The sequence below is a fragment of the Salmonella sp. HY31 genome (assembly GCF_042604575.1).
GTDB classification, from domain to species: Bacteria; Pseudomonadota; Gammaproteobacteria; order Enterobacterales; family Enterobacteriaceae; genus Salmonella; species Salmonella diarizonae.
The window spans coordinates 2,167,114-2,191,484 of record NZ_CP170479.1 but is presented as its reverse complement, the minus strand read 5'-3'; the positions used below and the strand labels follow the sequence as shown (position 1 = coordinate 2,191,484).

At 52.9% G+C, this 24,371-nt stretch carries 23 protein-coding genes; 15 read left to right on the top strand and 8 right to left on the bottom strand.

All coding sequences use genetic code 11. The features are described 5' to 3' along the window. Positions 1–30: 30 nt before the first annotated feature. From ynfF to clcB, 9 genes are all read left to right on the top strand, one after another. Positions 31–2,466, top strand: coding sequence for a selenate/tellurate reductase subunit YnfF (gene ynfF / locus ACE15A_RS10365; RefSeq protein ID WP_064055778.1), 2,436 nt, complete (start codon positions 31–33; stop codon positions 2,464–2,466). 10 nt (positions 2,467–2,476) lie between these two features. Further along, positions 2,477–3,094, top strand: coding sequence for a dimethylsulfoxide reductase iron-sulfur subunit DmsB (gene dmsB / locus ACE15A_RS10360; RefSeq protein WP_080153646.1), 618 nt, complete (start codon positions 2,477–2,479; stop codon positions 3,092–3,094). Position 3,095: 1 nt separating this feature from the next. Next, positions 3,096–3,950 (top strand): dimethyl sulfoxide reductase anchor subunit family protein, encoded by an 855-nt coding sequence (locus ACE15A_RS10355; protein WP_023249040.1) that lies wholly within the window; start codon positions 3,096–3,098, stop codon positions 3,948–3,950. A gap of 42 nt (positions 3,951–3,992) precedes the next feature. Beyond that, positions 3,993–4,607, top strand: a complete 615-nt coding sequence (gene dmsD, locus ACE15A_RS10350; protein WP_023249041.1) for a Tat proofreading chaperone DmsD — start codon at positions 3,993–3,995, stop codon at positions 4,605–4,607. A 305-nt stretch (positions 4,608–4,912) separates the two neighbouring features. Then, a complete protein-coding gene (gene osmY / locus ACE15A_RS10345; protein WP_023249042.1) occupies positions 4,913–5,623 on the top strand; it encodes an osmoprotectant ABC transporter permease OsmY in 711 nt (236 codons plus the stop codon). A gap of 28 nt (positions 5,624–5,651) precedes the next feature. After that, complete coding sequence (gene osmX, locus ACE15A_RS10340) at positions 5,652–6,554, top strand: osmoprotectant ABC transporter substrate-binding protein OsmX (protein ID WP_023249043.1); 903 nt, start codon at positions 5,652–5,654, stop codon at positions 6,552–6,554. Between the two features lie 9 nt (positions 6,555–6,563). After that, positions 6,564–7,211, top strand: a complete 648-nt coding sequence (gene osmW, locus ACE15A_RS10335) for an osmoprotectant ABC transporter permease OsmW (RefSeq protein WP_000379677.1) — start codon at positions 6,564–6,566, stop codon at positions 7,209–7,211. Next, positions 7,211–8,359 (top strand): osmoprotectant ABC transporter ATP-binding protein OsmV, encoded by a 1,149-nt coding sequence (gene osmV, locus ACE15A_RS10330; RefSeq protein ID WP_053508039.1) that lies wholly within the window; start codon positions 7,211–7,213, stop codon positions 8,357–8,359. The genes osmW and osmV overlap by 1 nt, the downstream gene beginning before the upstream one ends. 135 nt (positions 8,360–8,494) lie before the next feature. Beyond that, on the top strand, positions 8,495–9,784 hold the full coding sequence (gene clcB, locus ACE15A_RS10325; protein ID WP_064055874.1) for a voltage-gated ClC-type chloride channel ClcB: 1,290 nt from the start codon (positions 8,495–8,497) through the stop codon (positions 9,782–9,784). On the opposite strand, the gene bioD is transcribed toward clcB, so the two are convergent. The 3 genes from bioD to ACE15A_RS10310 all read right to left on the bottom strand — a co-directional run bounded on the left by bioD (position 9,740) and on the right by ACE15A_RS10310 (position 12,808). Next, positions 9,740–10,435: a dethiobiotin synthase gene (bioD, locus tag ACE15A_RS10320; protein ID WP_023249047.1), complete on the bottom strand. Its 696-nt coding sequence runs from the start codon at positions 10,433–10,435 to the stop codon at positions 9,740–9,742. The genes clcB and bioD overlap by 45 nt on opposite strands. 125 nt (positions 10,436–10,560) lie before the next feature. Further along, positions 10,561–11,781, bottom strand: coding sequence for a sugar metabolism global transcriptional regulator Mlc (gene mlc / locus ACE15A_RS10315; protein WP_053508043.1), 1,221 nt, complete (start codon positions 11,779–11,781; stop codon positions 10,561–10,563). Between the two features lie 127 nt (positions 11,782–11,908). Further along, a complete protein-coding gene (locus tag ACE15A_RS10310; protein ID WP_023249049.1) occupies positions 11,909–12,808 on the bottom strand; it encodes a LysR family transcriptional regulator in 900 nt (299 codons plus the stop codon). A gap of 119 nt (positions 12,809–12,927) precedes the next feature. Between ACE15A_RS10310 and ACE15A_RS10305 the strand changes: the two genes are divergently transcribed. Beyond that, entirely contained in the window at positions 12,928–14,181 is a 1,254-nt protein-coding gene (locus tag ACE15A_RS10305; protein WP_053508045.1) for an MFS transporter, read from the top strand. A 67-nt stretch (positions 14,182–14,248) separates the two neighbouring features. On the opposite strand, the gene ACE15A_RS10300 is transcribed toward ACE15A_RS10305, so the two are convergent. Next, on the bottom strand, positions 14,249–14,341 hold the full coding sequence (locus ACE15A_RS10300; RefSeq protein ID WP_001068154.1) for a KPN_01571 family protein: 93 nt from the start codon (positions 14,339–14,341) through the stop codon (positions 14,249–14,251). Between the two features lie 234 nt (positions 14,342–14,575). On the opposite strand from ACE15A_RS10300, the gene asr reads away from it, so the two are divergent. Together asr and ACE15A_RS10290 are read left to right on the top strand one after the other, a co-directional pair. Beyond that, the gene (gene asr, locus ACE15A_RS10295) at positions 14,576–14,839 is read left to right on the top strand and encodes an acid resistance repetitive basic protein Asr (protein ID WP_129382528.1); all 264 of its coding nucleotides are present in this window, start codon (positions 14,576–14,578) and stop codon (positions 14,837–14,839) included. A gap of 271 nt (positions 14,840–15,110) precedes the next feature. After that, a complete protein-coding gene (locus tag ACE15A_RS10290) occupies positions 15,111–15,932 on the top strand; it encodes a serine protease (protein ID WP_023249052.1) in 822 nt (273 codons plus the stop codon). A gap of 44 nt (positions 15,933–15,976) precedes the next feature. On the opposite strand, the gene mdtI is transcribed toward ACE15A_RS10290, so the two are convergent. Together mdtI and mdtJ are read right to left on the bottom strand one after the other, a co-directional pair. Then, positions 15,977–16,306 (bottom strand): multidrug/spermidine efflux SMR transporter subunit MdtI, encoded by a 330-nt coding sequence (gene mdtI, locus ACE15A_RS10285; RefSeq protein ID WP_023249053.1) that lies wholly within the window; start codon positions 16,304–16,306, stop codon positions 15,977–15,979. Further along, the gene (gene mdtJ, locus ACE15A_RS10280; protein WP_023249054.1) at positions 16,293–16,655 is read right to left on the bottom strand and encodes a multidrug/spermidine efflux SMR transporter subunit MdtJ; all 363 of its coding nucleotides are present in this window, start codon (positions 16,653–16,655) and stop codon (positions 16,293–16,295) included. Before mdtJ ends, mdtI begins: the two co-directional genes overlap by 14 nt. A 417-nt stretch (positions 16,656–17,072) precedes the next feature. Between mdtJ and ACE15A_RS10275 the strand changes: the two genes are divergently transcribed. Continuing rightward, positions 17,073–18,107, top strand: a complete 1,035-nt coding sequence (locus ACE15A_RS10275; RefSeq protein ID WP_023249055.1) for an AI-2E family transporter — start codon at positions 17,073–17,075, stop codon at positions 18,105–18,107. A gap of 174 nt (positions 18,108–18,281) precedes the next feature. Here the strand turns inward: ACE15A_RS10275 and pntB are convergent, their stop codons facing one another. Then, positions 18,282–19,670, bottom strand: coding sequence for a Re/Si-specific NAD(P)(+) transhydrogenase subunit beta (pntB, locus tag ACE15A_RS10270; protein WP_053508046.1), 1,389 nt, complete (start codon positions 19,668–19,670; stop codon positions 18,282–18,284). A gap of 10 nt (positions 19,671–19,680) precedes the next feature. Beyond that, on the bottom strand, positions 19,681–21,210 hold the full coding sequence (gene pntA, locus ACE15A_RS10265) for a Re/Si-specific NAD(P)(+) transhydrogenase subunit alpha (protein WP_053508047.1): 1,530 nt from the start codon (positions 21,208–21,210) through the stop codon (positions 19,681–19,683). 526 nt (positions 21,211–21,736) lie between these two features. On the opposite strand from pntA, the gene ydgH reads away from it, so the two are divergent. Then, complete coding sequence (ydgH, locus tag ACE15A_RS10260) at positions 21,737–22,681, top strand: DUF1471 family protein YdgH (RefSeq protein WP_053508048.1); 945 nt, start codon at positions 21,737–21,739, stop codon at positions 22,679–22,681. A gap of 298 nt (positions 22,682–22,979) precedes the next feature. Beyond that, entirely contained in the window at positions 22,980–24,362 is a 1,383-nt protein-coding gene (locus tag ACE15A_RS10255; RefSeq protein ID WP_023249058.1) for an amino acid permease, read from the top strand. Positions 24,363–24,371 lie beyond the last annotated feature (9 nt).

Below are 24,371 nucleotides of genomic sequence, written 5' to 3'. Positions count from 1 at the left end.
TCTTTTTTTGGATGAGCATAGTGAGCTGTTATGAAAATCACCACCCCTGAGGCATTAATGGCGGCCAGTATCAGCCGACGAAGCCTGGTGAAAACCTCCGCCATCAGTAGCCTTGCGCTTGCCAGTAGCGCTTTCACCCTTCCGTTCTCCCGCATCGCCCACGCCGCAGCAGGCCTCGCATCCGGCAACGTTGCAGAAAAAGCGGTCTGGAGTTCATGTACCGTTAACTGCGGCAGCCGCTGCCTGCTGCGCCTGCACGTAAAAGATGACACCGTATATTGGGTTGAGTCGGATACCACGGGCAACGATGAATATGGCAACCATCAGGTACGCGCCTGCCTGCGCGGTCGTTCTATTCGTCGCCGGATGAATCATCCCGATCGCCTGAAATATCCGATGAAACGCGTTGGTAAACGTGGAGAAGGCAAATTCGAACGTATCAGTTGGGATGAAGCGTTGGATACCATCGGCGATAACCTGAAACGTATCCTCAAGGACTACGGCAACGAAGCGATACATGTGCTTTACGGTACCGGTGTGGACGGCGGCAATATTACCAATTCTAACGTACCGTATCGCCTGATGAACGCCTGCGGCGGCTATCTCAGCCGTTACGGTAGCTACAGCACCGCCCAAATCAGCGCGGCCATGAGCTATATGTTCGGTGGCAATGACGGCAACAGTCCGGATGATATCGCCAATACAAAACTGGTGGTGATGTTTGGCAATAACCCCGCTGAAACACGTATGAGCGGCGGCGGCGTGACATACTATGTCGAACAGGCGCGCGAGCGCTCCAGCGCCCGGATGATCGTGATCGACCCGCGTTATAACGACACTGCCGCCGGTCGCGAAGACGAGTGGCTGCCGATTCGCCCTGGTACCGATGGCGCGCTGGCGGCGGCAATCGGCTGGGTGCTGATTACCGAAGATCTTATTGATAAACCGTTTCTGGATAAATACTGCATCGGCTACGACGAAACCACTCTGCCCGCCTCAGCCCCGCGTAACGCACACTATAAAGCCTATATTTTGGGTCAGGGCGAAGACGGTATCGCGAAAACGCCGCAATGGGCCGCGCAGATTACCAGTATTCCGGCGGAAAAAATCATTCAACTGGCGCGGGAAATCGGCTCGGCGAAACCGGCTTATATTTGCCAAGACTGGGGACCTCAACGCCACTCTAACGGCGAACAGACCGCACGCGCAATCGCCATGTTGTCTGTACTCACCGGTAACGTCGGCATAAATGGCGGTAATTCCGGCGTGCGCGAAGGCACCTGGGATCTGGGCGTCGAATGGTTTTCTATGCTGGAGAACCCGGTAAAAACCCAGATTTCGGTCTTTACCTGGACCGACGCTATCGATCATGGCGCGGAAATGACCGCCACACGCGACGGCGTGCGCGGAAAAGACAAGCTCGACGTGCCGATTAAATTTTTATGGTGCTACGCCAGTAATACGCTGATCAACCAGCACGGCGATATCGCCCACACCCACGAGGTGCTTCAGGACGACAGTAAATGTGAAATGATCGTCGGCATTGAGCACTTTATGACCGCATCGGCAAAATATTGCGACATTCTGCTGCCTGATTTAATGCCGACCGAGCAGGAAGATCTGATTTCCCACGAATCCGCAGGCAATATGGGATATGTCATTCTTGGTCAGCCCGCCACCTCGCCGAAATTTGAAAGAAAGCCCATTTACTGGACGCTCAGTGAAGTGGCTAAACGGCTTGGTCCGGACGTATACCAGACCTTCACAGAAGGCCGCACGCAGCATGAGTGGGTCAAATACCTGCACGCAAAAACCAAAGCGCGTAATCCGGAAATGCCGGATTACGAAGAGATGAAACAGACAGGGATTTTCAAGAAAAAATGCCCGGAGGAGCACTACGTCGCTTTCCGCTCATTCCGCGAAGACCCTGCCGCAAATCCACTGAAAACGCCGTCCGGTAAAATCGAAATCTATTCCGAGCGGCTGGCAACCCTCGCCGACACGTGGGAGCTGAAGAAAGATGAGATTATCCATCCTTTACCCGCCTATACGCCAGGCTTTGACGGTTGGGACGATCCGCTTCGTCAGCGCTACCCGCTACAGCTAACCGGCTTCCACTATAAAGCGCGTACCCACTCCAGCTACGGCAATATCGACGTCCTGCAACAGGCATGTCCGCAGGAGATCTGGATCAACCCGATTGATGCGCAAGTGCGCGGCATTCAGCACGGCGACACCGTGCGGGTCTTTAACCAGAACGGACAGATGCTCATTCCGGCAAAAGTCACGCCGCGCATATTGCCTGGCGTCACCGCTATCGGCCAGGGCGCCTGGTTAAATGCCGACATGTTTGGCGACAAAATCGATCGCAGCGGCTCCATTAACATTCTGACCTCGCACCGACCTTCCCCGTTGGCGAAAGGCAATCCGTCGCACAGTAATCTTGTTCAGGTTGAAAAGGCGTAAGGAGTAACCGATGACAACCCAGTATGGATTTTTTATTGATTCCAGCCGTTGCACCGGTTGCAAAACCTGCGAACTGGCCTGCAAGGACTACAAAGATTTGACGCCGGATGTCAGCTTCCGCCGCATTTATGAGTATGCGGGCGGCGACTGGCAGGAGGATAACGGCGTCTGGCACCAGAACGTCTTTGCCTATTATCTCTCCATTTCGTGCAACCACTGCGAAGACCCGGCCTGTACCAAAGTCTGCCCGAGCGGCGCGATGCACAAGCGCGATGACGGTTTTGTGGTGGTGAACGAAGAGGTCTGTATCGGCTGCCGCTACTGCCACATGGCCTGCCCGTACGGCGCGCCGCAGTACAACACGGCCAAAGGTCATATGACCAAGTGCGACGGCTGTTATGACCGGGTGGCGGAAGGCAAGAAACCGATTTGCGTGGAATCCTGCCCGCTGCAGGCGCTGGATTTCGGCCCGATAGACGAACTGCGTAAAAAACACGGTGAGCTGGCCGCCGTCGCGCCGCTGCCGCGCGTGCATTTCACGAAGCCGAATATTGTGATTAAACCCAACGCCAACAGCCGCCCGACCGGAGACACCATCGGTTATCTGGCCAATCCGAAGGAGGTATAAGATGGGAAGTGGATGGCATGAATGGCCGCTGGTCCTGTTTACGGTGCTGGGTCAATGTGTGGCCGGGGCGCTGATCGTGAGTGGGTATGGCTGGTTAACCACCAAAGACGATGTGGCAAAACAACGTATCGTGCGTAGTATGTTTTTTCTGTGGCTGGTGATGGGACTGGGGTTCCTCGCGTCGATTATGCATCTTGGCTCGCCGATGCGCGCGTTTAACTCGCTTAACCGCGTAGGCGCTTCCGCACTGAGTAATGAAATCGCCGCAGGATCGGTGTTCTTTGCCGTAGGCGGCATCTGGTGGCTGGTGGCGGTACTCGGTAAAATGCCCCCGGCTCTGGGTAAAGTGTGGCTGCTGGTCAGTATGGCGCTCGGCGTTGCATTCATCTGGGCAATGACGCTCGTTTATCAGATAGATACCGTGCCGACCTGGTATAATGGCTACACCACGCTGGCCTTTTTCCTCACGGCATTCCTGTGTGGCCCTGTGTTTGCGGCGCTACTGCTACGCATCGCGCGCGTCCCATTTTGCAGCGTGACGTTTGCCAGTATTAGCGGCCTGGCGTTGGTGGTGTGCGTGACGGTCATCGTCCTACAGGGACTGTCCCTCTCAACCCTTCACAGTTCCGTGCAACAGGCCAGCCATCTCGTACCGGATTACGGTATGCTACAGGTCTGGCGCATTGTCTTGCTTGCTGCCGGATTAGGCTGCTGGCTATGTCCGCTAATCCGTCGCCGCGAACCGCATACTGTTGGTTTGCTGCTCGGTGTCGTGCTGATGCTGGCGGGCGAAATTATTGGCCGCGGACTTTTTTATGGCCTGCATATGACCGTAGGTATGGCCGTCGCAGGTTAATTTATGCGTGCGGGGCGACCCGCACCTTTCGGGATTGTTTGAATGACCACTTTTTTACAACGTGATGATTTTGCAGTAACGGCGCGTGTTCTTGGCGCGTTGTTTTATTATTCGCCGGAAAGCCACGAAACCGCTCCTCTGGTTCAGGCGCTATTAACCGACGACTGGCAGGCGCAGTGGCCGCTTGATGCCGATACGCTTGCGCCTGTGGCGGCTATGTTTAAGACCCACAGCGAAGAGTCGTTGCCACAAGCCTGGCAGCGCCTGTTTATCGGCCCTTACGCTCTGCCGTCTCCGCCGTGGGGTTCCGTCTGGCTGGATCGTGAGAGCGTATTATTTGGCGATTCTACGTTGGCGCTACGTCAGTGGATGCGCGAAAACGGGATTCAGTTTGAAATGCAGCAAAACGAGCCAGAAGATCATTTTGGGTCGCTGTTGTTGCTGGCGGCCTGGCTTGCCGAGAATGGCCGTCATCATGAATGTGAACAACTCCTGGCCTGGCATCTGTTTCCGTGGTCGTCCCGCTTTTTGGACGTATTTATCGATCATGCCGGGCATCCGTTTTATCAGGCGTTGGGGCAACTGGCGCGTTTGACTCTGGCGCAATGGCAAGCTCAACTCATTATTCCCATCGCCGTAAAACCGTTATTCCGTTAATCCCCACAAAAGGCAGGATTTTACCTGCCTTTTCGCCCATTGCGGCCTATTTTCACCTACAATAAGTGACAACGTCACATAGCCATTCTATTTTTAAGATAATTCTTTATCGTGAATGGTCACGCTAAGCCGCGTAAGGGCAAAACACAATTGTTAATAGATGTTTAACAGTGTTAAAAATCACGCCTCGCTGGAATCCTTCCCAACCTGTTGCTATAGCTCAAAGCACCCTGCCGGAACATGGCATAACAACACGCGACGTCTTTACGTCGCCATAACACATGCAAACAGGGAGACACACCGCAATGCACACCTTCACCCTAAAACGCGTACTTGGGTTCACTATCGTCATTTTGCTGTTACTGGCGCTGTTTATCTGGGGAATCGGTCTGGAGACGCTGAAAGCGCGTCAGGTCGATCTGCTGTATCTGGGGCAACGACATTTGATGCTGGTCTTTACGTCCATGTTTTTTGCTTTATTGGTCGGCATCCCGAGCGGGATTTTACTCAGCCGTCCTGCGGCAAAAGGATTTGCTGAATATGTCATGCAAATTTTTAATGTCGGCAATACGTTGCCGCCACTGGCCGTCCTGGCCTTAGCGATGGTGATTATCGGGATCGGCGATACCCCCGCCATTGTCGCGCTATTTTTGGCTTCACTTCTGCCTATCGTCCGCAATACCTATGCGGGTCTCTGCTCCGTTCCCGCCTCACTGATTGAAGCGGCGAACGGGATTGGGATGACAAAATGGCAGCGGCTTCGCCAGGTAGAGCTACCCAATGCGTGGCCGGTAATGCTGTCCGGTATTCGCATCGCGACCGCCATCAATGTCGGCACCGCGCCGCTGGCCTTTCTGATCGGTGCCAGCAGCTATGGCGAGCTGATTTTCCCGGGGATTTATCTCAACGATTTTCCTACGTTGATTCTGGGCGCAACGGCCACGGCGTTATTCGCGCTGGTTCTTGACACCCTGCTTGCCTGGCTTGGGCGACGTCTTAGCCCTCATACCGCCTGAACGCATAAATAACAATAAGGAGCGTTAAATGAGATTCAAAAAACACCTGCTGGGATGGCTTGCCGCAACGCTGTTGTTCAGTAGCCAGACGCAGGCCGCGCCGCTGGTTCTCGCCACTAAAAGCTTTACCGAGCAGCATATTCTCTCGGCCATGACCGTGCAGTATTTGCAGAAAAAAGGCTTTCAGGTTCAGCCGCAGACCAATATCGCCGCGGTAATTTCACGTAATGCGATGGTGAATAAACAGATTGATATCACCTGGGAATACACCGGTACATCGCTGATTATTTTCAACCGTATCGATAAGCGCATGAACCCACAACAAACCTACGACACGGTAAAACATCTGGATGCGAAGCTGGGTCTGGTATGGCTCAAACCGGCTGACATGAATAATACTTACGCGTTCGCGATGCAGCGCAAACGCGCCGAGGCGGAAAATATCACCACCATCTCGCAAATGGTGGCAAAAATCGAACAGGTCCGACAGAACGATCCTGACCACAACTGGATGCTCGGTCTCGATCTGGAATTTGCCGGGCGCAGCGACGGGATGAAGCCCCTTCAGCAAGCCTATCAGATGCAGCTCGATCGCCCGCAAATACGACAGATGGACCCGGGGCTGGTCTATAACGCCGTCCGGGATGGTCTGGTTGACGCCGGGCTGGTCTATACCACCGACGGACGGGTTAAAGGATTTGATCTGAAAGTGCTGGAAGATGATAAAGGCTTCTTCCCAAGTTACGCTGTCACGCCGGTGGTGCGTAAAGAAGTGCTGGAAGCCAATCCTGGCCTTGATGATGCCTTAAACACCCTTTCTGGCCTGCTCAATAATGATGTGATATCGACCTTAAACGCCCAGGTCGATATCGATCATCGCACGCCGCAACAGGTAGCCCATCAATTTTTGCAGGACAAAGGTCTACTGTAAGGAGCGCCTATGGATACGATACATTATATGCTGGATAACGCCGGCTACCTCGCCAGCCTTACCTTTCAGCATCTCTGGCTAGTCGCGTTGGCCGTCGGTCTGGCGATTATCATCGGCGTACCGTTAGGCGTTTTGATTGTACGCCACAAATGGCTGGCAACGCCGGTATTGGGCGCCGCCACGCTACTTCTTACTATTCCGTCTATCGCGCTGTTTGGGTTAATGATTCCGCTCTTTTCGCTGATCGGACATGGTATTGGCGTTCTGCCCGCCGTAACGGCCGTTTTTCTCTACTCTTTACTGCCGATTGTCCGTAATACCCATACTGCGCTTGATAGTCTGCCGCCCGGTCTGCGTGAAGCGGGACGCGGCATTGGTATGACTTTCTGGCAACGGCTGCGCTGGGTCGAAATTCCAATGGCCCTACCGGTTATTTTCGGCGGTATCCGCACCGCGGTAGTGATGAATATTGGCGTGATGGCGATTGCCGCGGTTATCGGCGCCGGCGGTCTGGGGCTGCTACTGTTAAACGGCATTAGCGGCAGCGATATTCGCATGTTAATTGCCGGCGCGCTGATGATCTGTCTACTGGCGATTGTGCTTGACTGGCTGTTGCATCGTCTGCAAGTCGTACTGACACCTAAGGGGATACGATAATGATAAAACTGGAAAATCTCACCAAACAATTTGTACAGAAAAAGGGTCAGCCGCTAAAAGCCGTCGACAACGTCAACCTGAACGTACCGGAAGGCGAAATGTGCGTATTGCTCGGCCCCTCCGGCTGCGGCAAAACCACCACGTTAAAGATGATCAACCGGCTGATCGCGCCCAGCAGCGGTAATATTCTTATTAACGGCGAGAATACCAACGATATGGATACGGTAACGCTACGCCGCAATATTGGGTATGTTATCCAACAGATCGGCCTGTTTCCTAATATGACGATTGAAGAAAATATTACCGTTGTGCCGCGCATGTTGGGATGGGACAAAGCGCGATGCAAGCAACGCGCCGAAGAGTTGATGGACATGGTGGCGCTGGATGCCAGAAAATTTCTGCATCGCTATCCAAAGGAAATGTCCGGGGGACAGCAACAGCGTATTGGCGTGATCCGCGCTCTGGCCGCCGATCCGCCGGTACTGCTGATGGATGAGCCCTTCGGCGCTGTGGACCCAATTAACCGCGAAGTGATCCAGAACCAGTTTCTTGATATGCAGCGTAAGCTAAAAAAGACGGTGATGCTGGTCAGCCATGATATCGACGAAGCGCTAAAGCTCGGCGACCGTATCGCCGTGTTCCGTCAGGGGCGAATTGTACAGTGCGCCAGTCCTGATGAACTGCTGGCCAAACCGGCTAACGAATTTGTCGGGTCGTTTGTCGGCCAGGACAGAACGTTAAAGCGTCTGCTACTGGTCTCCGCGGGCGATGTTACCGACCAACAGCCAACCATTACCGCGCGGACTTCCACGCCGTTAAGCGAGGCGTTCGGCATTATGGATGATCACGATATTCGCGCGATTACCGTCATTGACAACGACGGTAAGCCACTGGGATTTGTGAAGCGCCGGGAAGCGCGGAACGCCAGCGGAACCTGCGCCGATATCACCCATCCTTTCCGTATTACGGGCAAAGCGGAAGATAACCTGCGTATTGTGCTGTCCAGATTGTACGAAAGTAATACTAGCTGGATGCCGATCGTTGATGAAGACGGACGCTATAACGGTGAAATCTCTCAGGATTACATCGCCGATTATCTCAGCTCAGGCCGCACGCGTCGGGCGCTAAATATTCACGAAAGCAGCTAACGCCGCCGCCGGATGGTGTCTCGCTATCCGGCAATATCATTATTGTACGCAATATTATATCGCACATAGTGCTTTTGCGTCTGACGCCATTTCCCCGCAGAATAGGCTATCCTGAAACTCCCTGTTTACCCGCTCATGCATCGTTTACACGCTTACCCGGATCTGCGCGCGATGTTTCGTCGCCTGCTGATCGCTATGCTCATCGGTATTCTCGCGGCGCTGGCTGTCGCCGCCTTCCGTCATGCGATGCAATTGCTGGAGTGGATTTTCCTGAGTAATGACACTGGCAGTCTGGTGAATGCGGCTGAGGGGCTTTCGCCCTGGCGACGGCTGATTACGCCTGCGCTTGGCGGCCTGGCCGCTGGTCTGTTGCTGTGGGGGTGGCAAAAAATGAACCAACAGCGTCCCCATGCGCCCACTGACTATATGGAAGCATTGCAAACCGACGGGCAATTTGACGTTGGCGCCAGTCTGGTGAAATCGCTGGCCTCGCTGCTGGTCGTGGTCAGCGGCAGCGCAATTGGTCGCGAAGGCGCAATGATCCTCCTCGCCGCGCTGGCGGCATCCGGCTTTGCCCGACGCTTCACGCCGCGCGAGGAATGGAAATTATGGATCGCCAGCGGCGCCGCTGCGGGCATGGCGGGCGCTTACCATGCGCCGCTGGCGGGCAGCCTGTTTATCGCAGAAATCCTGTTCGGTACCTTAATGCTGGCTTCCCTCGGCCCGGTTGTCGTTTCCGCCGTCGTCGCCCTGCTAACCACCCATGTATTAAGCGGTAGCGATTCACTACTCTATACCGTACATCTGAACGTTGATCTCCACGCGCGGGAGTACGTCATGATAGTCAGTACCGGCCTGGTCGCCGGTCTGTGCGGCCCGTTGCTGATGTGGCTGATGACGGCCAGCCATAATAGCTTTTTACGCTTAAAACTGTCGCCGCCCTGGCAGCTGGCGTTGGGCGGACTTATTGTCGGAATACTGTCGTTACTGACGCCCACGGTATGGGGAAACGGCTATAGCGTCGTACAATCATTTCTGCTCTCCCCGCCGCTATTCTCTCTGATTGGCGGAATTTTTGCGTGCAAAATTCTGGCTGTGCTCGCCAGCAGCGGCTCTGGCGCGCCGGGCGGCGTCTTTACGCCAACATTATTTGTCGGATTATCAATTGGAATGTTTTTAGGGCGGATATGGGGATTCTGGCTGCCAGGCTCGAATGAAATAGTGATTTTATTGGGACTGGCGGGTATGGCGACGCTACTGGCGGCGACAACCCATGCGCCGATTATGTCTACCCTGATGATTTGTGAAATGACCGGCGAGTATCAGTTGCTCCCCGGTCTGCTGATTGCCTGCGTAGTCGCGTCAGTACTCTCGCGAACGTTACGCCATGATTCTATCTACCGCCAGCACGCTGCCGAGCATTGACAAACGAATATACTGCCCCAGTTCACGCTGCTCAGCGCGCGGCAGGTATGGCAACTCGCCAATCAGCGGCGCTGGCAGTTTTTTTCCAAGTACATCAATAATTTCAGCATAATGCGCCAGGCCAGGATTAATGCGATTCGCCACCCAGCCAATTAATGGCAGTCCATCGTTAGCGACAGCTTGCGCAGTCAGTAGCGCGTGATTAATGCACCCCTCCTGAATCCCTACCACCATCAATACCGGTAATTGTTCCTGTACCACCCATTCGGACAACGGACGTAAATCATTCATCAGACTACGCCAGCCGCCAGTGCCCTCCACAACAACGTGATCCACTTTATCGCTCAGGCTTGCCAGCCCGTTGGACAGCAAGGTGTAATTAATAGGACAGCTATGCGCTACGCTGCTTTCCTCTTCGCTTAACGCGATCGGATTAATCGCCTCATACGGCAATTCCAGAGAAGAGACGCTTTGCAATACCAAAGCGTCTTTGTTGCGCATCCCTTCCGGGGTCTCTTTGCTCCCTTTGGCGACAGGTTTATATCCTGCCACGCTCTTACCACTCGACGCTAACGCTTGTAGTAATGCGCGGGAAACCACCGTCTTCCCAACAGAAGTGTCTGTACCTGTAATAAAGAAACGCTTCAGCATCACTAACTCCACCGTTATGCTTCGAAAATATAAGTCAGGAAAATAATACAGTGGAGAAAGTCTAAGGTATGGCAAGGGCAATCAGCTTGAGTTAGCGCAAATTTTTGTACAACAGTTAAAAAATGTTAACCCTGTAATAGACGAATCAACAAAGAGCCGTTATACATCGCATCTTTTACCAACGCCGCCCCCGCCATCGTGCCCTGGTTGGTAAACTGCGTGCTTTCCACTACCGTGTTCTTACTGTAGGCGGGCAGCGCCTGCTGACGAATACTGTCGGCAATCGCCGGAAAAAGGATATCGGCCGCTTTACTTAGCGGCGAACCAATAAGAATTTTTTGCGGATTAAATAAATTCACCATAATAGCCAGAATGCGTCCAACATGCGCGCCAACGCCGCTAATGATATCTTTTGCTAATAGATCTCCCTGTATCGCTGCCTGACACAGTGAATCTACCGTTAACGGCTGGCCGTGTAGCATTGAACTCATAGACTGATTAAGCCGAAGCTGCGTAAGCTCCAGTACGCTATCGACGCTGGCTATGGTCTCCAGACAGCCATGATTACCGCAATAACAGCGCTTACCATAAGGATCGACCTGGGTATGCCCAATCTCCACCAGGCTGCTACTGCCCGCATGAAGCAAATGGCCGTCGGTGATAACACCCGCCCCCACATTATGATCAATCACCACCTGGATAACGTCGCGCGCACCGCGTGAGGCGCCAAAAAGCGCCTCCGCCATCGTCCAGGCGCTGATATCATGCTGAATGTAAACCGGTACGCCGGTATGACGCTCCAAAGCATCACCTAAAGGCATTTCTTTGACATCCTCATAAAACGGCATCCGATGCACAATGCCGTTTTCGGTATCGATAATGCCCGGCAACGTAATCGCAATAGAGGTCAGACGCTCCAGTTTTTGCTGATGGCGGGTAAAAAACCGATCAACGTGCGTGATAATTCGCTCAAGCAACGGCGTAGCTTCGGTTAACGGCAGCTCCAGACACTCTTCTACCACCAGCTTGCTACTAAGATCGCGCAGCGCAAGGAAAATTTCGCCACGGCTAATACGAATAGATAAATAGTGCCAGGCTTCAGTTTCCACTACCAGCCCGACGGCGGGACGGCCACGACTGCCCACCTCTTTAATTTCAAGTTCCTGAACCAAATGCGCTTCCAGCATTTCGCGGACAATTTTCGTAATACTGGCAGGCGCCAACTGCGCCAGACGAGACAGGTCAATTCGCGATACCGGTCCGAGCTGATCAATCAGGCGATACACTGCGCCAGCATTGGTCTGCTTAATTTGATCGATATGCCCAGGCTGACTATCAGCAACCACCGCTCACTCCCTTTATTTTCGCGCTCCGAAATAATCTGTGTGCTATGGTGAAACACTTCAATACTCGCCGTCAACTTTTTGCTTAGCCGTGTGATTAACTGCACATTTTCACCCTTTTTAAGTAAAATTAATCCTGCCGGGCAGCCATTAATAGCAGTTGGCAAAACCGCTGTACGGCATGACTCTGTTCATGATGCTTTGGCCATACCAGCCACATTTCAGATACGGCGTCTTCTTCCGCCAGAGGGACCCAGCGCATCTCACTCATCTGCACGCGCTTAAAGGATGCCGGCAGAATCGAGACGCCCAGTCCCGCCGCCACCAGACCGATAATGGTCATTGCCTCGCCAACCTCCTGCGTGATGGTCGGCGTCAGGTTATAACGCCGCATCAGGCCGAGAATATCGTCGTAAAGGCCCGTCCCGACATGCGGATCGAAAAAGACGAAAGGCTCTTTCGCCAGCTCTGTCAGACTGACGACCGGCTTTTGCGCCAGCCGATGCTCGCGCGGGATCATTGCCATAAGCGGCTCATGCAAAATCACCTCGCGATTAAGCGTGTCGGGCAGCGGCGTATTACGTAGCAAGCCAATATCAAGTACGCCTTCGTTGAGCGGCGCGATTTGCTCACGCGTATTCATTTCACGCGTTTGCATATGCACCCCCGGGTAGGACTGGCGGAACAGCGAAAAGGTATTCGATACCGCCCGAATAAAAGGCGCTGAAGACGTAAAGCCAATACGGATTTCTCCCGCTTCTCCCTGATGCAACCGCTCGGCGCGAGCGGCGGCGTCGTTTACCAGACTCAGGATCTGTCGGCTATCCGCCAGAAACTGTCGCCCGGCGGCCGTTAAGGCTACGCTGCGGTTGGTCCGCGCCAGTAATCGCGCGCCGACCTGCTGCTCCAGAATTTGTATCTGCTGACTCAGCGGCGGCTGCGAGATATTGAGGCGCGCGGCGGCGCGACCAAAATGCAGCTCTTCTGCTACCGCCACAAAGTAACGTAAATGACGTAATTCGATATTCATATTTTTAACGTCTTATTTGAGACAATTAATATATTAGACAGAATATTTTGCTTTTTCTATGCTTTATCTGTCGGTTATACCCGTCTCCTGTTTACGGAGATGTAAAGCAAGGATTTAACGTGAGTCGTACAACTATTCTCGATGACGCCACGGCGAGCGATATCGATGAACAACGCCCTTCTCAGCCGGTTCAATTTATTAAACGCGGTACAGCGCCTTTTATGCGCGTCACGCTGGCCCTTTTTTCCGCGGGTCTGGCGACTTTCGCGCTTCTTTACTGTGTTCAGCCTATATTACCGGTACTTTCCCAGGAGTTTGGCGTCTCCCCCGCCAGCAGTAGCGTGTCACTTTCTATTTCTACCGCCATGCTGGCCATCGGCTTACTTTTTACCGGCCCGCTTTCTGATGCGATAGGCCGTAAACCGGTGATGGTCACCGCCTTGTTATTAGCCTCCTGCTGCACATTGTTATCAACCATGATGACCAGTTGGCATGGTATTCTGATTATGCGCGCGCTGATCGGTCTATCGTTAAGCGGCGTCGCCGCCGTGGGAATGACCTACCTGAGCGAAGAAATCCATCCCAGCTTTGTCGCCTTCTCCATGGGGCTCTATATTAGCGGTAATTCCATCGGCGGGATGAGTGGGCGTTTATTAAGCGGCGTCATGACCGACTTTTTTAACTGGCGAATCGCGCTGGCGACCATCGGATGTTTTGCGCTGGCGTCTGCGCTGATGTTCTGGAAGATTTTACCCGCCTCGCAACATTTCCGTCCCACGTCGTTACGACCTAAAACGTTATTTATTAATTTCCGTCTCCACTGGCGCGATCGGGGACTACCACTGCTGTTTGCCGAAGGCTTTTTACTGATGGGGGCGTTCGTGACCCTGTTTAACTACATTGGTTATCGCCCGATGCTCTCCCCCTGGGAATTAAGCCAGGCCGTGGTCGGACTGTTATCAGTAGCCTATCTCACCGGCACATGGAGCTCACCGAAAGCTGGCGCAATGACCTCGCGCTATGGCCGGGGACCGGTCATGTTGTTCTCTACCGCGATAATGCTGTGCGGGCTTTTACTGACGCTTTTTACCTCGCTTTGGCTGATTTTTGCCGGAATGCTGCTTTTTTCCGCCGGCTTTTTCGCCGCGCACTCCGTGGCCAGCAGTTGGATTGGCCCGCGTGCGCGTCGGGCGAAGGGACAGGCCTCGTCACTTTATCTTTTCAGCTATTATCTGGGTTCCAGTATCGCCGGGACGCTAGGCGGCGTATTCTGGCATAGTTACGGCTGGAACGGCGTAGGCGGTTTTATCGCGCTAATGCTGGTGCTGGCCATCCTGGTCGGGACGCGGTTACATCATCGTCTTCACGCCTGAAAGAAAGTCACCCGGCGATAGCAACGTACGCTATCGCCGGGCTGGTTTTCACTCCACGACTCACTGTTCACCATAGACCTGTCAGGCTTGATACGCCCATCACTTCTCTGATTGCATCCAGCGCCAGAAGCGTAAATACCACCCAGATTATTGGATTCATATATGGTGTGCTTTTTATTCTGGAGGGCAGATATTACCGTCTCTGAGACTAAAAAAGGGAACGGCAACAAAAAACTACCCATTATGGTGGGCTTACGCCGCGTTATCGCTGTCATTGTACATATCGTTACATGCCGATACCAATCACTCACGGAAGCCCTTTGATAACAGCGATATAGTTATTTCACCGGCCCCGCAGTGGGGTTGAATGAAAAACCAAATCGAGGGTATCAAAATGAAAAAAGTATTAGCTCTGGTTGTTGCCGCTGCAATGGGTCTCTCTTCCGCAGCATTCGCGGCTGAGACTGCGACGCCTGCGAAAACCGCAGCGTCAGCCAAAACAACCCAGCCCACCCAGCACCACAAAAAACAGCATAAAAATACGCATAAGAAACCCGTTGAGCAAAAAGCGCAGGCGGCTAAAAAGCACCAGAAAAAAGATGGCAAAAAAGCCCCAGCCAAATCTACATCAAAAACAACTTCGCAGCCGGCTGCGTAAGTCGTCATAACATGCTGTGGCGCGCCCCCGCGCCCGTTTTTACGGCGCTAGATCATTCTGGTTTAGCGCCGCCGTTTGGGAGGGCAAAAAAGTGTCTCGCTACCGCTTTGAGCTCATTCTTATCGCGCTTATTTTATGCGCCGTTATTGCCACGCATTTCTATCTTTCCTGAGTGTAGTTATCTGATTTTACTCCCACTTTCTTACCGTCACGTCTATAGTAATACTGAGGGTTTGTTGTTAATAATCATAATTACCCACCAGAGTGTGATATGCATAAAACCATTGCTGTATTACTGGGCATAGTGTGTTTTTTACCGGTCATGGCGGATGCCAACGAGTCTGATACCAACGCCACGGATGCCAGCGACGTCAAAACGCTTTTTTTTAACCATGACGATCGGGTGCCCGTCGCCGATCCCACCCAATCGCCGTGGGATGCCATCGGGCAACTAGAGACCGCCAGCGGCAATTTGTGTACGGCAACGCTTATCTCCCCACATATCGCCCTAACAGCAGGCCACTGCCTGCTAACGCCGCCAAAAGGAAAACCGGACAAAGCGGTTGCGCTGCGTTTTGTGGCGCAAAAAGGAATATGGCGCTATGAAATCCACGGCATTGAAGGCCGCGTTGAACCGTCGCTGGGCCGGCGCCTGAAAGCGGATGGCGATGGCTGGATTGTGCCGCCTGCCGCGGCAAGCTGGGATTTTGGTCTGGTAATATTACGCTACCCACCTTCCGGTATCACGCCAGTGCCTTTATTTACCGGCGATAAAGCGGCGCTCACTGCGGCGTTGAAAGCCGCAGACCGAAAAGTCACGCAGTCCGGTTATCCGGAGGATCATCTGAATGCGCTCTATTCCCATCAGGATTGCATCGTGACCGGCTGGGCGCAGAATGCCGTACTCTCACACCAGTGCGACACGTTACCTGGCGACAGCGGCTCGCCGCTATTATTGCACACGGATAGCGGATGGCAGCTCATTGGCGTACAAAGCTCCGCCCCTGCGGCTAAAGATCGCTGGCGCGCCGATAACCGCGCTATATCCGTCACCGGCTTTCGCGATAAGCTGAAAGCGCTGGCGCAGGATTAATATTGTGAGTCGCGGGAATCGCTGCCTAACCGGCAGCGCGTGTATCAGGCAAGTTTTATCATAATCATCCCGGCGAGCAGCAATATCACGCCAACCCAGCCTTTGGGATTTAAGCGCTGGCCGAAGAGCACCCAGCCAGCCGCCAGCGTGGCGGCGATACCAAAACCGCCCCATAACGCATACGCCACCGACAGATCTATCCCTTTTACCGCCTGGGAAAGCGCACTGAAGGCGGCCAGAACAGCGGCAAGCGATAAGATGCCATAGCATTTACGGCGAAAACCGTCCGAAAATTTCAACAATACGTTAGCCGCGATTTCCAGCATTATTGCCAGCCCAAGCCAGGCGCCGTGTACCCATTCAAATTGTTGCACGGGTCGCCTCCTTCACCGGTTTACCGGGTTTACGTGTCCCTGATTTGATCAATACGATGCCGGCGACCAGCGTCAGCAAGCCAGCAATCTTCATGGTTGATAATGCTTCATCAAATAACAGCACGCTAAAAACGGTAATAAATAAAATGCCGATCCCTTCCCATAAGGCATACGCCACACCCAGGGCAATCCTTTTTACCGCAAAAGAAAGAAATATATATGACAGCGTGATCATCACCAGCATTAAAATAAAACCCGCATTACCATTACCCACGCTGGCCCATTTCATTGAGAGCGTGCCGGTAATTTCAGTCGCGATAGCCAGAGCTAATAAAATCCAGTAAAACATGACACTTCTCCTGCATGAGAATATACTCTTTCGAGTCTGCTGCACGCAGCAAACTAAAAAATAAAATCAGTTAGCACAGCGCGTTGCGCCAGCTCAGGCAGAAGTTAGAGACTAAAGCGCGTTACGCCAGTGCTGCTCGCCGATCAGCAGGAAAAAGGAGGTAGAGTGAAGATGCGTTTGAGTGGAGAAAAAAGCGCTGAACATATTGTCCATAATATTACAATTATCCGCAGTGTTGCTTCTCGTCATCGCGGATGATAATTGTCCTCGGTAGTTGAACACGCCTGATTTGTATCATAAGCCAGGAATTAACTCAAAATCTTTTCACTTCTTTACCTGAAGTGTTTGATTTTAACCAGAACAGGTCGACCGGCATCACATTATTATTCGTGTCGGCATCAGAAAACAGGGAATGATATGACAAAACCGATCATCACGCTCAATGGTCTAAAAATCGTCATTATGCTGGGAATGCTGGTGGTTATTCTGAGCGGTATCCGCTTCGCCGCAGATATCATTGTTCCCTTTATTTTGGCGTTATTTATTGCAGTAGTTCTCAATCCTGTTGTGCAACGGATGACCCGATGTCGAATTCCGCGCGTTATCGCCGTGTCATTGCTTATTGTGATTATTGTTATGTTAATGGTACTGCTGCTGGCCTATTTGGGCACATCATTAAATGAACTGGCCCGTACCCTGCCGCAATATCGCTCCTCATTGGTCATACCATTGCAACGTATTGAACCGTGGTTACAGCGGGCAGGCATTGGCGTGTCGGTTGATGAGCTGGCGAAATATATCGATCCAAACGCCGCCATGACTCTGGTAACGAACCTGCTCACCCAATTGTCCAATGCCATGTCGTCTATCTTTTTATTGTTATTGACCGTGGTATTTATGCTGCTGGAGGTTCCACAACTGCCTGAGAAACTGCAGCAGATGATGAGCCGCCCGGTGGAAGGCATGGCGGCGATTCAACGCGCGCTTGATAGCGTTTCCCATTATCTGGTGCTAAAAACAGCGATCAGTATCGTGACAGGGCTGGTCGCATGGGGAATGCTGGCCGCGCTGGATGTCCGCTTCGCCTTTGTCTGGGGGCTACTGGCCTTCGCGCTGAACTATATTCCTAATATTGGATCGGTGCTCGCTGCCCTGCCGCCCATTATTCAGGTGCTGGTGTTTAACGGGTTTTATGATGCGCTGCTGGTGCTGGCGGGCTATCTGCTGATTAATCTGGTCTTCGGCAATATCCTTGAACCACGCATTATGGGACGTGGTTTAGGACTTTCGACCTTAGTTGTATTTTTGTCGTTAATTTTCTGGGGCTGGCTATTAGGTCCGGTGGGCATGTTGCTCTCCGTTCCGTTAACCATCATTGTCAAAATCGCCCTGGAACAGACCACTGGCGGGCAGAGTATCGCCGTTCTGCTTAGCGATTTAAACAAAAGATAAAATGCAATATATACACAAAATCATTCAAGATGCATCGCGGCGGCAAGGGAAGAAATCCCCGGGAGCATAGATAACTATGTGACCGGGGTTTCTGAGCGCAGCCAACAAAGAGGCAGCTTAAAGGATGAAGTGTATAAAAACGGCCTCCAAAGAGGCCGCCGCACATTGAAAAGATTAAAGCGCTTTCAGAATCGCATCCACGCTAGCTTTGGCATCGCCAAACAGCATTTGCGTATTCTCTTTAAAGAACAGCGGGTTCTGTACACCAGCATAACCGGTATTCATTGAACGCTTAAAGACCACGACATTCTGCGCTTTCCACACCTCGAGAACCGGCATACCGGCAATCGGGCTGCGGGGATCGTCTTGCGCCGCCGGGTTCACCGTATCGTTCGCGCCAATCACCAGCACGGTATCGGTATCCGCGAAATCATCATTGATTTCGTCCATTTCCAGCACGATGTCATAAGGTACTTTCGCCTCCGCCAACAGCACGTTCATATGCCCCGGCAGGCGACCCGCCACCGGATGAATGCCGAAACGCACGTTGATACCGCGCGCACGCAGTTTTTCGGTGATTTCCGCCACCGGATACTGCGCCTGCGCCACCGCCATCCCGTACCCCGGCGTAATAATGACGGAGTGGGAGTTTTTCAGCATCTCAGCGGTCTCTTCCGCCGTGATTTCGCGATGTTCGCCAGCTTCCTGATCGTCGCCCGTTGAGGAGCCGTCAGTACCGAACCCACCAGCAATAACGCTGATGAAAGAGCGGTTCATCGCTTTACACATAATGTAAGACAGGATCGCACCTGATGAACCGACCAGCGCACCGGTCACAATCAGCAGATCGTTGCTCAGCATAAAACCAGCCGCCGCGGCAGCCCAACCGGAATAGGAGTTCAGCATTGAAACAACCACCGGCATGTCCGCCCCGCCGATAGAGGCGACCAGATGCCAACCAAACGCCAGCGCGATAATGGTCATCAGCAGCAGCGCCAGAACCTGTAGACCCACGCTTTCGGTGCGGACAAAAACCAGCAGCAACAGGAAAGAAACAACCAACGCCGCCAGGTTCATTTTGTGACGGTTAGGCAACATCAACGGCTTAGAAGAGATTTTGCCGCGCAGTTTACCAAACGCCACGATCGATCCGGTGAAAGTGACTGCGCCAATAAAGATACCGAGGAAGACTTCGGTCAGATGGATATTCACCAGCACCGGCGCCAGACTGGCGTCATGGTACAGATAGCTGTTAAAGCCAACCAGTACCGCCGCCAGGCCCACGAAACTGTGCAGGATCGCGACCAGCTCCGGCATCTCGGTCATCTCAACTTTTTTCGCCATGCGGATGCCAATCGCGCCGCCAATAATCATGGCGACCAGAATCCATGCCACGTTGCCGGTATCCGGCCCGAAAATGGTCGCCAGCAACGCGATCGCCATCCCGGCAATACCGAAGTTATTTCCCTGGCGGGACGTTTCATGCTTTGAAAGCCCGGCAAGACTGAAAATAAACAGGATCGCGGCAACAATGTATGCAGCTATAACTAATCCTCCAGACATGTGTTACCCCTTAGTTTTTCCGGAACATTTTCAGCATACGCTGAGTCACGGTGAAGCCACCGAAAATATTAATGCTGGCGATAAGCACCGCGATAAAGCTCAGGAAGCTGACCCAGCCGCCCTGACCAATTTGCAATAATGCCCCGACAACAATAATCCCTGAAATCGCGTTGGTCACCGACATTAATGGTGTATGAAGCGCATGAGACACGTTCCACACCACGTAATAACCAACCACGCAGGCGAGCGCAAATACGGTAAAATGGCCGAGGAACTCTTTTGGCGCGACATCGGCCAGCCAGCCAAAAAGAATGATCGCCAGCGCCATTAACGCATACTTCCGCCAGGGTGAAGCGGGCTTTTCCGGCTCTTTTGGCGCAGGGACTGCTTTAGGCGCGGCCTGTGGCTGCGCGGAAACCTGGATTGGCGGCGCAGGCCAGGTAATGTCGCCGTCGCGAATCACCGTCACGCCACGGATCACGACATCGTCAAAATCCACGTCAATATTGCCGTCTTTCTCTTTGCACAGCAGCTTCAGCAGGTTAACCAGGTTGGTGCCATAAAGTTGGGATGACTGCGTCGGCAAACGCCCCGGTAGATCGGTGTAGCCAATCACTTTCACGCCATTGTCCGTCGTCACAACCTGATTGGCGACGGTATATTCGCAGTTACCGCCATTCTGCGCGGCCAGGTCGACAATCACGCTGCCGGCCTTCATAGAATCGACCATATCGCGGGTAATCAGCTTCGGCGCAGGTTTGCCCGGAATCAATGCGGTGGTAACAATGATGTCGACCTCTTTGGCCTGGGCGGCAAAGAGCGCCATTTCCGCTTTGATAAACGCCTCGGACATCACTTTGGCGTAACCATCGCCGCTACCGGCTTCCTCTTTAAAATCCAGTTCGAGGAACTCTGCCCCCATACTCTGGACCTGCTCTTTGACTTCAGGACGAGTGTCAAACGCGCGGACAATCGCCCCCAGGCTGTTTGCTGCGCCGATAGCCGCAAGACCCGCAACCCCGGCGCCGATAACCATCACCTTCGCAGGCGGCACTTTCCCGGCGGCGGTGATTTGCCCGGTAAAGAAGCGCCCAAATTCATGCGCGGCTTCTACAATGGCGCGATAACCCGCGATATTCGCCATTGAGCTTAACGCGTCGAGCGACTGTGCGCGGGAAATGCGCGGCACGGAGTCCATTGCCATCACCGTGACCTTACGTTCGGCGAGTTTCTCCATTAACCCAGAATTTTGCGCGGGCCAGATAAAACTGACCAGCGTAGTCCCGGGGTTAAGTAAAGCGATTTCATCTTCTTCAGGCGCATTAACCTTGAGAATAATTTCCGACTGCCAGACGGCATTGCCGTCTACAATATCCGCGCCAGCCTGCGCAAACGCTTTGTCGTCAAAACTTGCCAGTTGACCCGCCCCGCTTTCGATAGCGACGCTAAAACCCAGCTTCAGTAGCTGCTCTACCGTTTTCGGCGTCGCAGCGACACGGGTTTCATTGGGTAACCGCTCTTTTGGTATGCCAATTCGCATAAATGTTCCCTTCCATCGGTATTTTTGATGATGGTTTGTCAGTAAGCGCGGGAAGCGTACGCCTGCCCGCGTTTGAGGTAAATGTTACCCCAGCAGAATAAAACCGTTACAAACTCTCTATAACCTACTGAAAATAACGCCTGTGATCTAGCGCCAAAAAACAGAATTTTTTATCAAATTTGCAAAATATGAACGATTCAGCCGCTAAACAGCCATAATGCCTTGAAAACGGCCTGCGAGGGCTGATAATTCGCTCAAATTTGACAACAAAACATAATTAAACCCCGGGCGCGATCAAGGAATTAACATTAAATTAACTTATTAAATTCATGTGCTTCATCAGCTTAGCCACCCAGCCGCCGTTTTTTTCGACATAGGGATAAATGTTATCATCGAAGATACGGTACATGACACGATGCGTGAAAAATCCCGCAGACATCCATACGGTTTAAATGCAATAATCAGCCACGTTTCTAGTCAATAACAATACCAGTACCTGGTTTGCGCAAGGCGAAGGATTATTTTTATGAAGCTTAAGAACACTCTCCTGGCGTCGGCACTGCTTTCTGCGGCTGCTTTTTCTGTCCATGCAGCAACAGAACTGACGCCGGAGCAAGCGGCTGCACTAAAACCTTATGACCGCATCGTTATTACCGGTCGTTTTAATGCTATTGGCGATGCGGTCTCCGCCGTGTCCCGCCGCGCGGATAAAGAAGGTGCAGCCTCCTTCTATGTTGTCGACACCTCGGAGTTCGGCAATAGTGGTAACTGGCGTGTTGTGGCGGATGTGTATAAAACCGACGCGCCGAAAGCTGACGCGCCCAAAAATCGTGTCATTAATGGCATCGTGGAATTACCAAAAGACCAGGCCGTGCAACTGGAACCATACGATACCGTCACCGTTCAGGGCTTCTACCGTAGCCAGCCGGAAGTCAACGATGCCATTACGAAAGCAGCGAAACAGAAAGACGCATACGCTTTCTATATTGTTCGTCAGGTGGATGCGAACCAGGGCGGGAACCAGCGCATCACTGCGTTTATCTATAAACAAGATGCGAAAAAACGCATCGTCCAGAGCCCGGACGCTATTCCGGCAGATTCTGAAGCCGGTCGCGCCGCGCTGGCTCAGGGCGGCGAAGCTGCGAAGAAAGTCGAAATTCCAGGCGTCGCCACGTCAGCCTCGCCGAGCGCCGAAGTAGGCCGTTTCTTTGAAACGCAATCCACCAAAGGCGGACGTTACACTGTCACACTTCCGGATGGCACAAAAGTTGAGGAGCTGAATAAAGCGACCGCCGCGATGATGGTGCCTTTCGACAGCGTTAAGTTCACCGGCAACTACGGCAATATGACAGAAATCTCCTACCAGGTCGCCAAACGCGCGGCGAAGAAAGGCGCGAAGTATTATCATATTACGCGTCAGTGGCAGGAGCGCGGCAACAACATCACCATCAGCGCCGACCTCTATAAATAAGACGCGCGTCGCCATCAGGTTTTCTCGCCGGATGGCGGCATAACTGCCTTATCCGGCCTACACGATCGTTCAACGGTAGGCCTGATAAGCCACCATCAGGCATTTTCTCGCGGGATTCCAACTCCGTCAAATATCGCGATGAATCTCACTTTTCGCTTTTTTAGCGATAAATCTTATCCAGGCCGTTGCATGCGGTCCCTTCTCTCCGTAAAATCCCGCGCCTTAGTGGCTTTCACCATTTTTATGCGTTTTGCCATAATAATTATTCTTCCAATTTCATTTTTATAGCTGGATACCGATGGAAAAAAAACTGGGACTGAGCGCGCTGACCGCGCTGGTTTTAAGCTCAATGCTTGGCGCAGGTGTTTTCAGTCTGCCCCAGAATATGGCCGCCGTTGCCAGTCCGGCTGCGCTGTTAATTGGCTGGGCCATTACCGGCGTAGGGATACTTCTACTGGCATTCGCCATGTTAATCCTTACGCGTATTCGTTCCGAACTTGACGGCGGTATCTTTACTTACGCCCGCGAAGGCTTCGGCGAACTCATTGGCTTCTGTTCTGCCTGGGGCTATTGGCTGTGTGCGGTCATCGCCAACGTATCGTATTTAGTTATTGTCTTTTCAGCGCTGAGTTTCTTTACCGATACGCCTGCGCTGCGTCTGTTTGGCGACGGTAATACCTGGCAGGCTATTGTCGGCGCTTCAGCCCTGCTCTGGATTGTCCATTTCCTTATCCTGCGCGGCGTACAAACGGCAGCCAGCATCAATCTGGTCGCGACTCTGGCGAAACTGTTGCCGCTCGGCGCGTTTATTGTGCTGGCTATCATGTTGTTCAAACTTGATACCTTCACACTGGACTTTACCGGTGTTGAACTCGGTATCCCTGTATGGGAACAAGTCAAGAACACCATGCTCATTACGCTGTGGGTATTTATTGGCGTTGAAGGTGCCGTCGTCGTCTCGGCCCGAGCGAAAAATAAACGCGATGTAGGCCGCGCCACGCTACTGGCGGTCCTCGCGGCGCTGGGAATATATCTCCTGGTCACGCTACTTTCTCTTGGCGTCCTCGCCCGTCCGGAACTGGCGGAGATGCGCAACCCGTCGATGGCCGGTCTGATGGTGAAAATGATGGGGCCGTGGGGCGAAATTATTATTGCGGCGGGACTGATTGTGTCTGTCTGCGGGGCTTATCTAAGCTGGACTATCATGGCGGCGGAAGTGCCGTTTCTGGCAGCAGCCTATAAGTCCTTCCCGGGAATCTTCGCGCGACAAAATGCGCAAGGCGCGCCTTCTGCGTCGCTATGGCTCACCAATATCTGTGTGCAAATCTGTCTGGTGCTAATCTGGCTTACCGGTTCGGACTACAATACGCTATTGACGATTGCGTCAGAAATGATTCTGGTGCCCTACTTTCTGGTCGGCGCATTTCTGCTGAAGATTGCAACACGTCCCCTACATCGTGCGGTAGGTATCGGAGCCTGTATTTATGGCTTATGGTTGTTATACGCGTCGGGCCCCATGCACCTGTTGCTCTCGGTCGTACTGTATGCGCCTGGATTACTGGTTTTCCTGTATGCGCGTCGGACGCACAAGCATGACAACGTATTAAATCGTCAGGAAGTCGTGCTGATTGGTTTATTGCTGATCGCGGCGGTTCCGGCTACGTGGATGCTGGTGGGATAAATGCTTCCC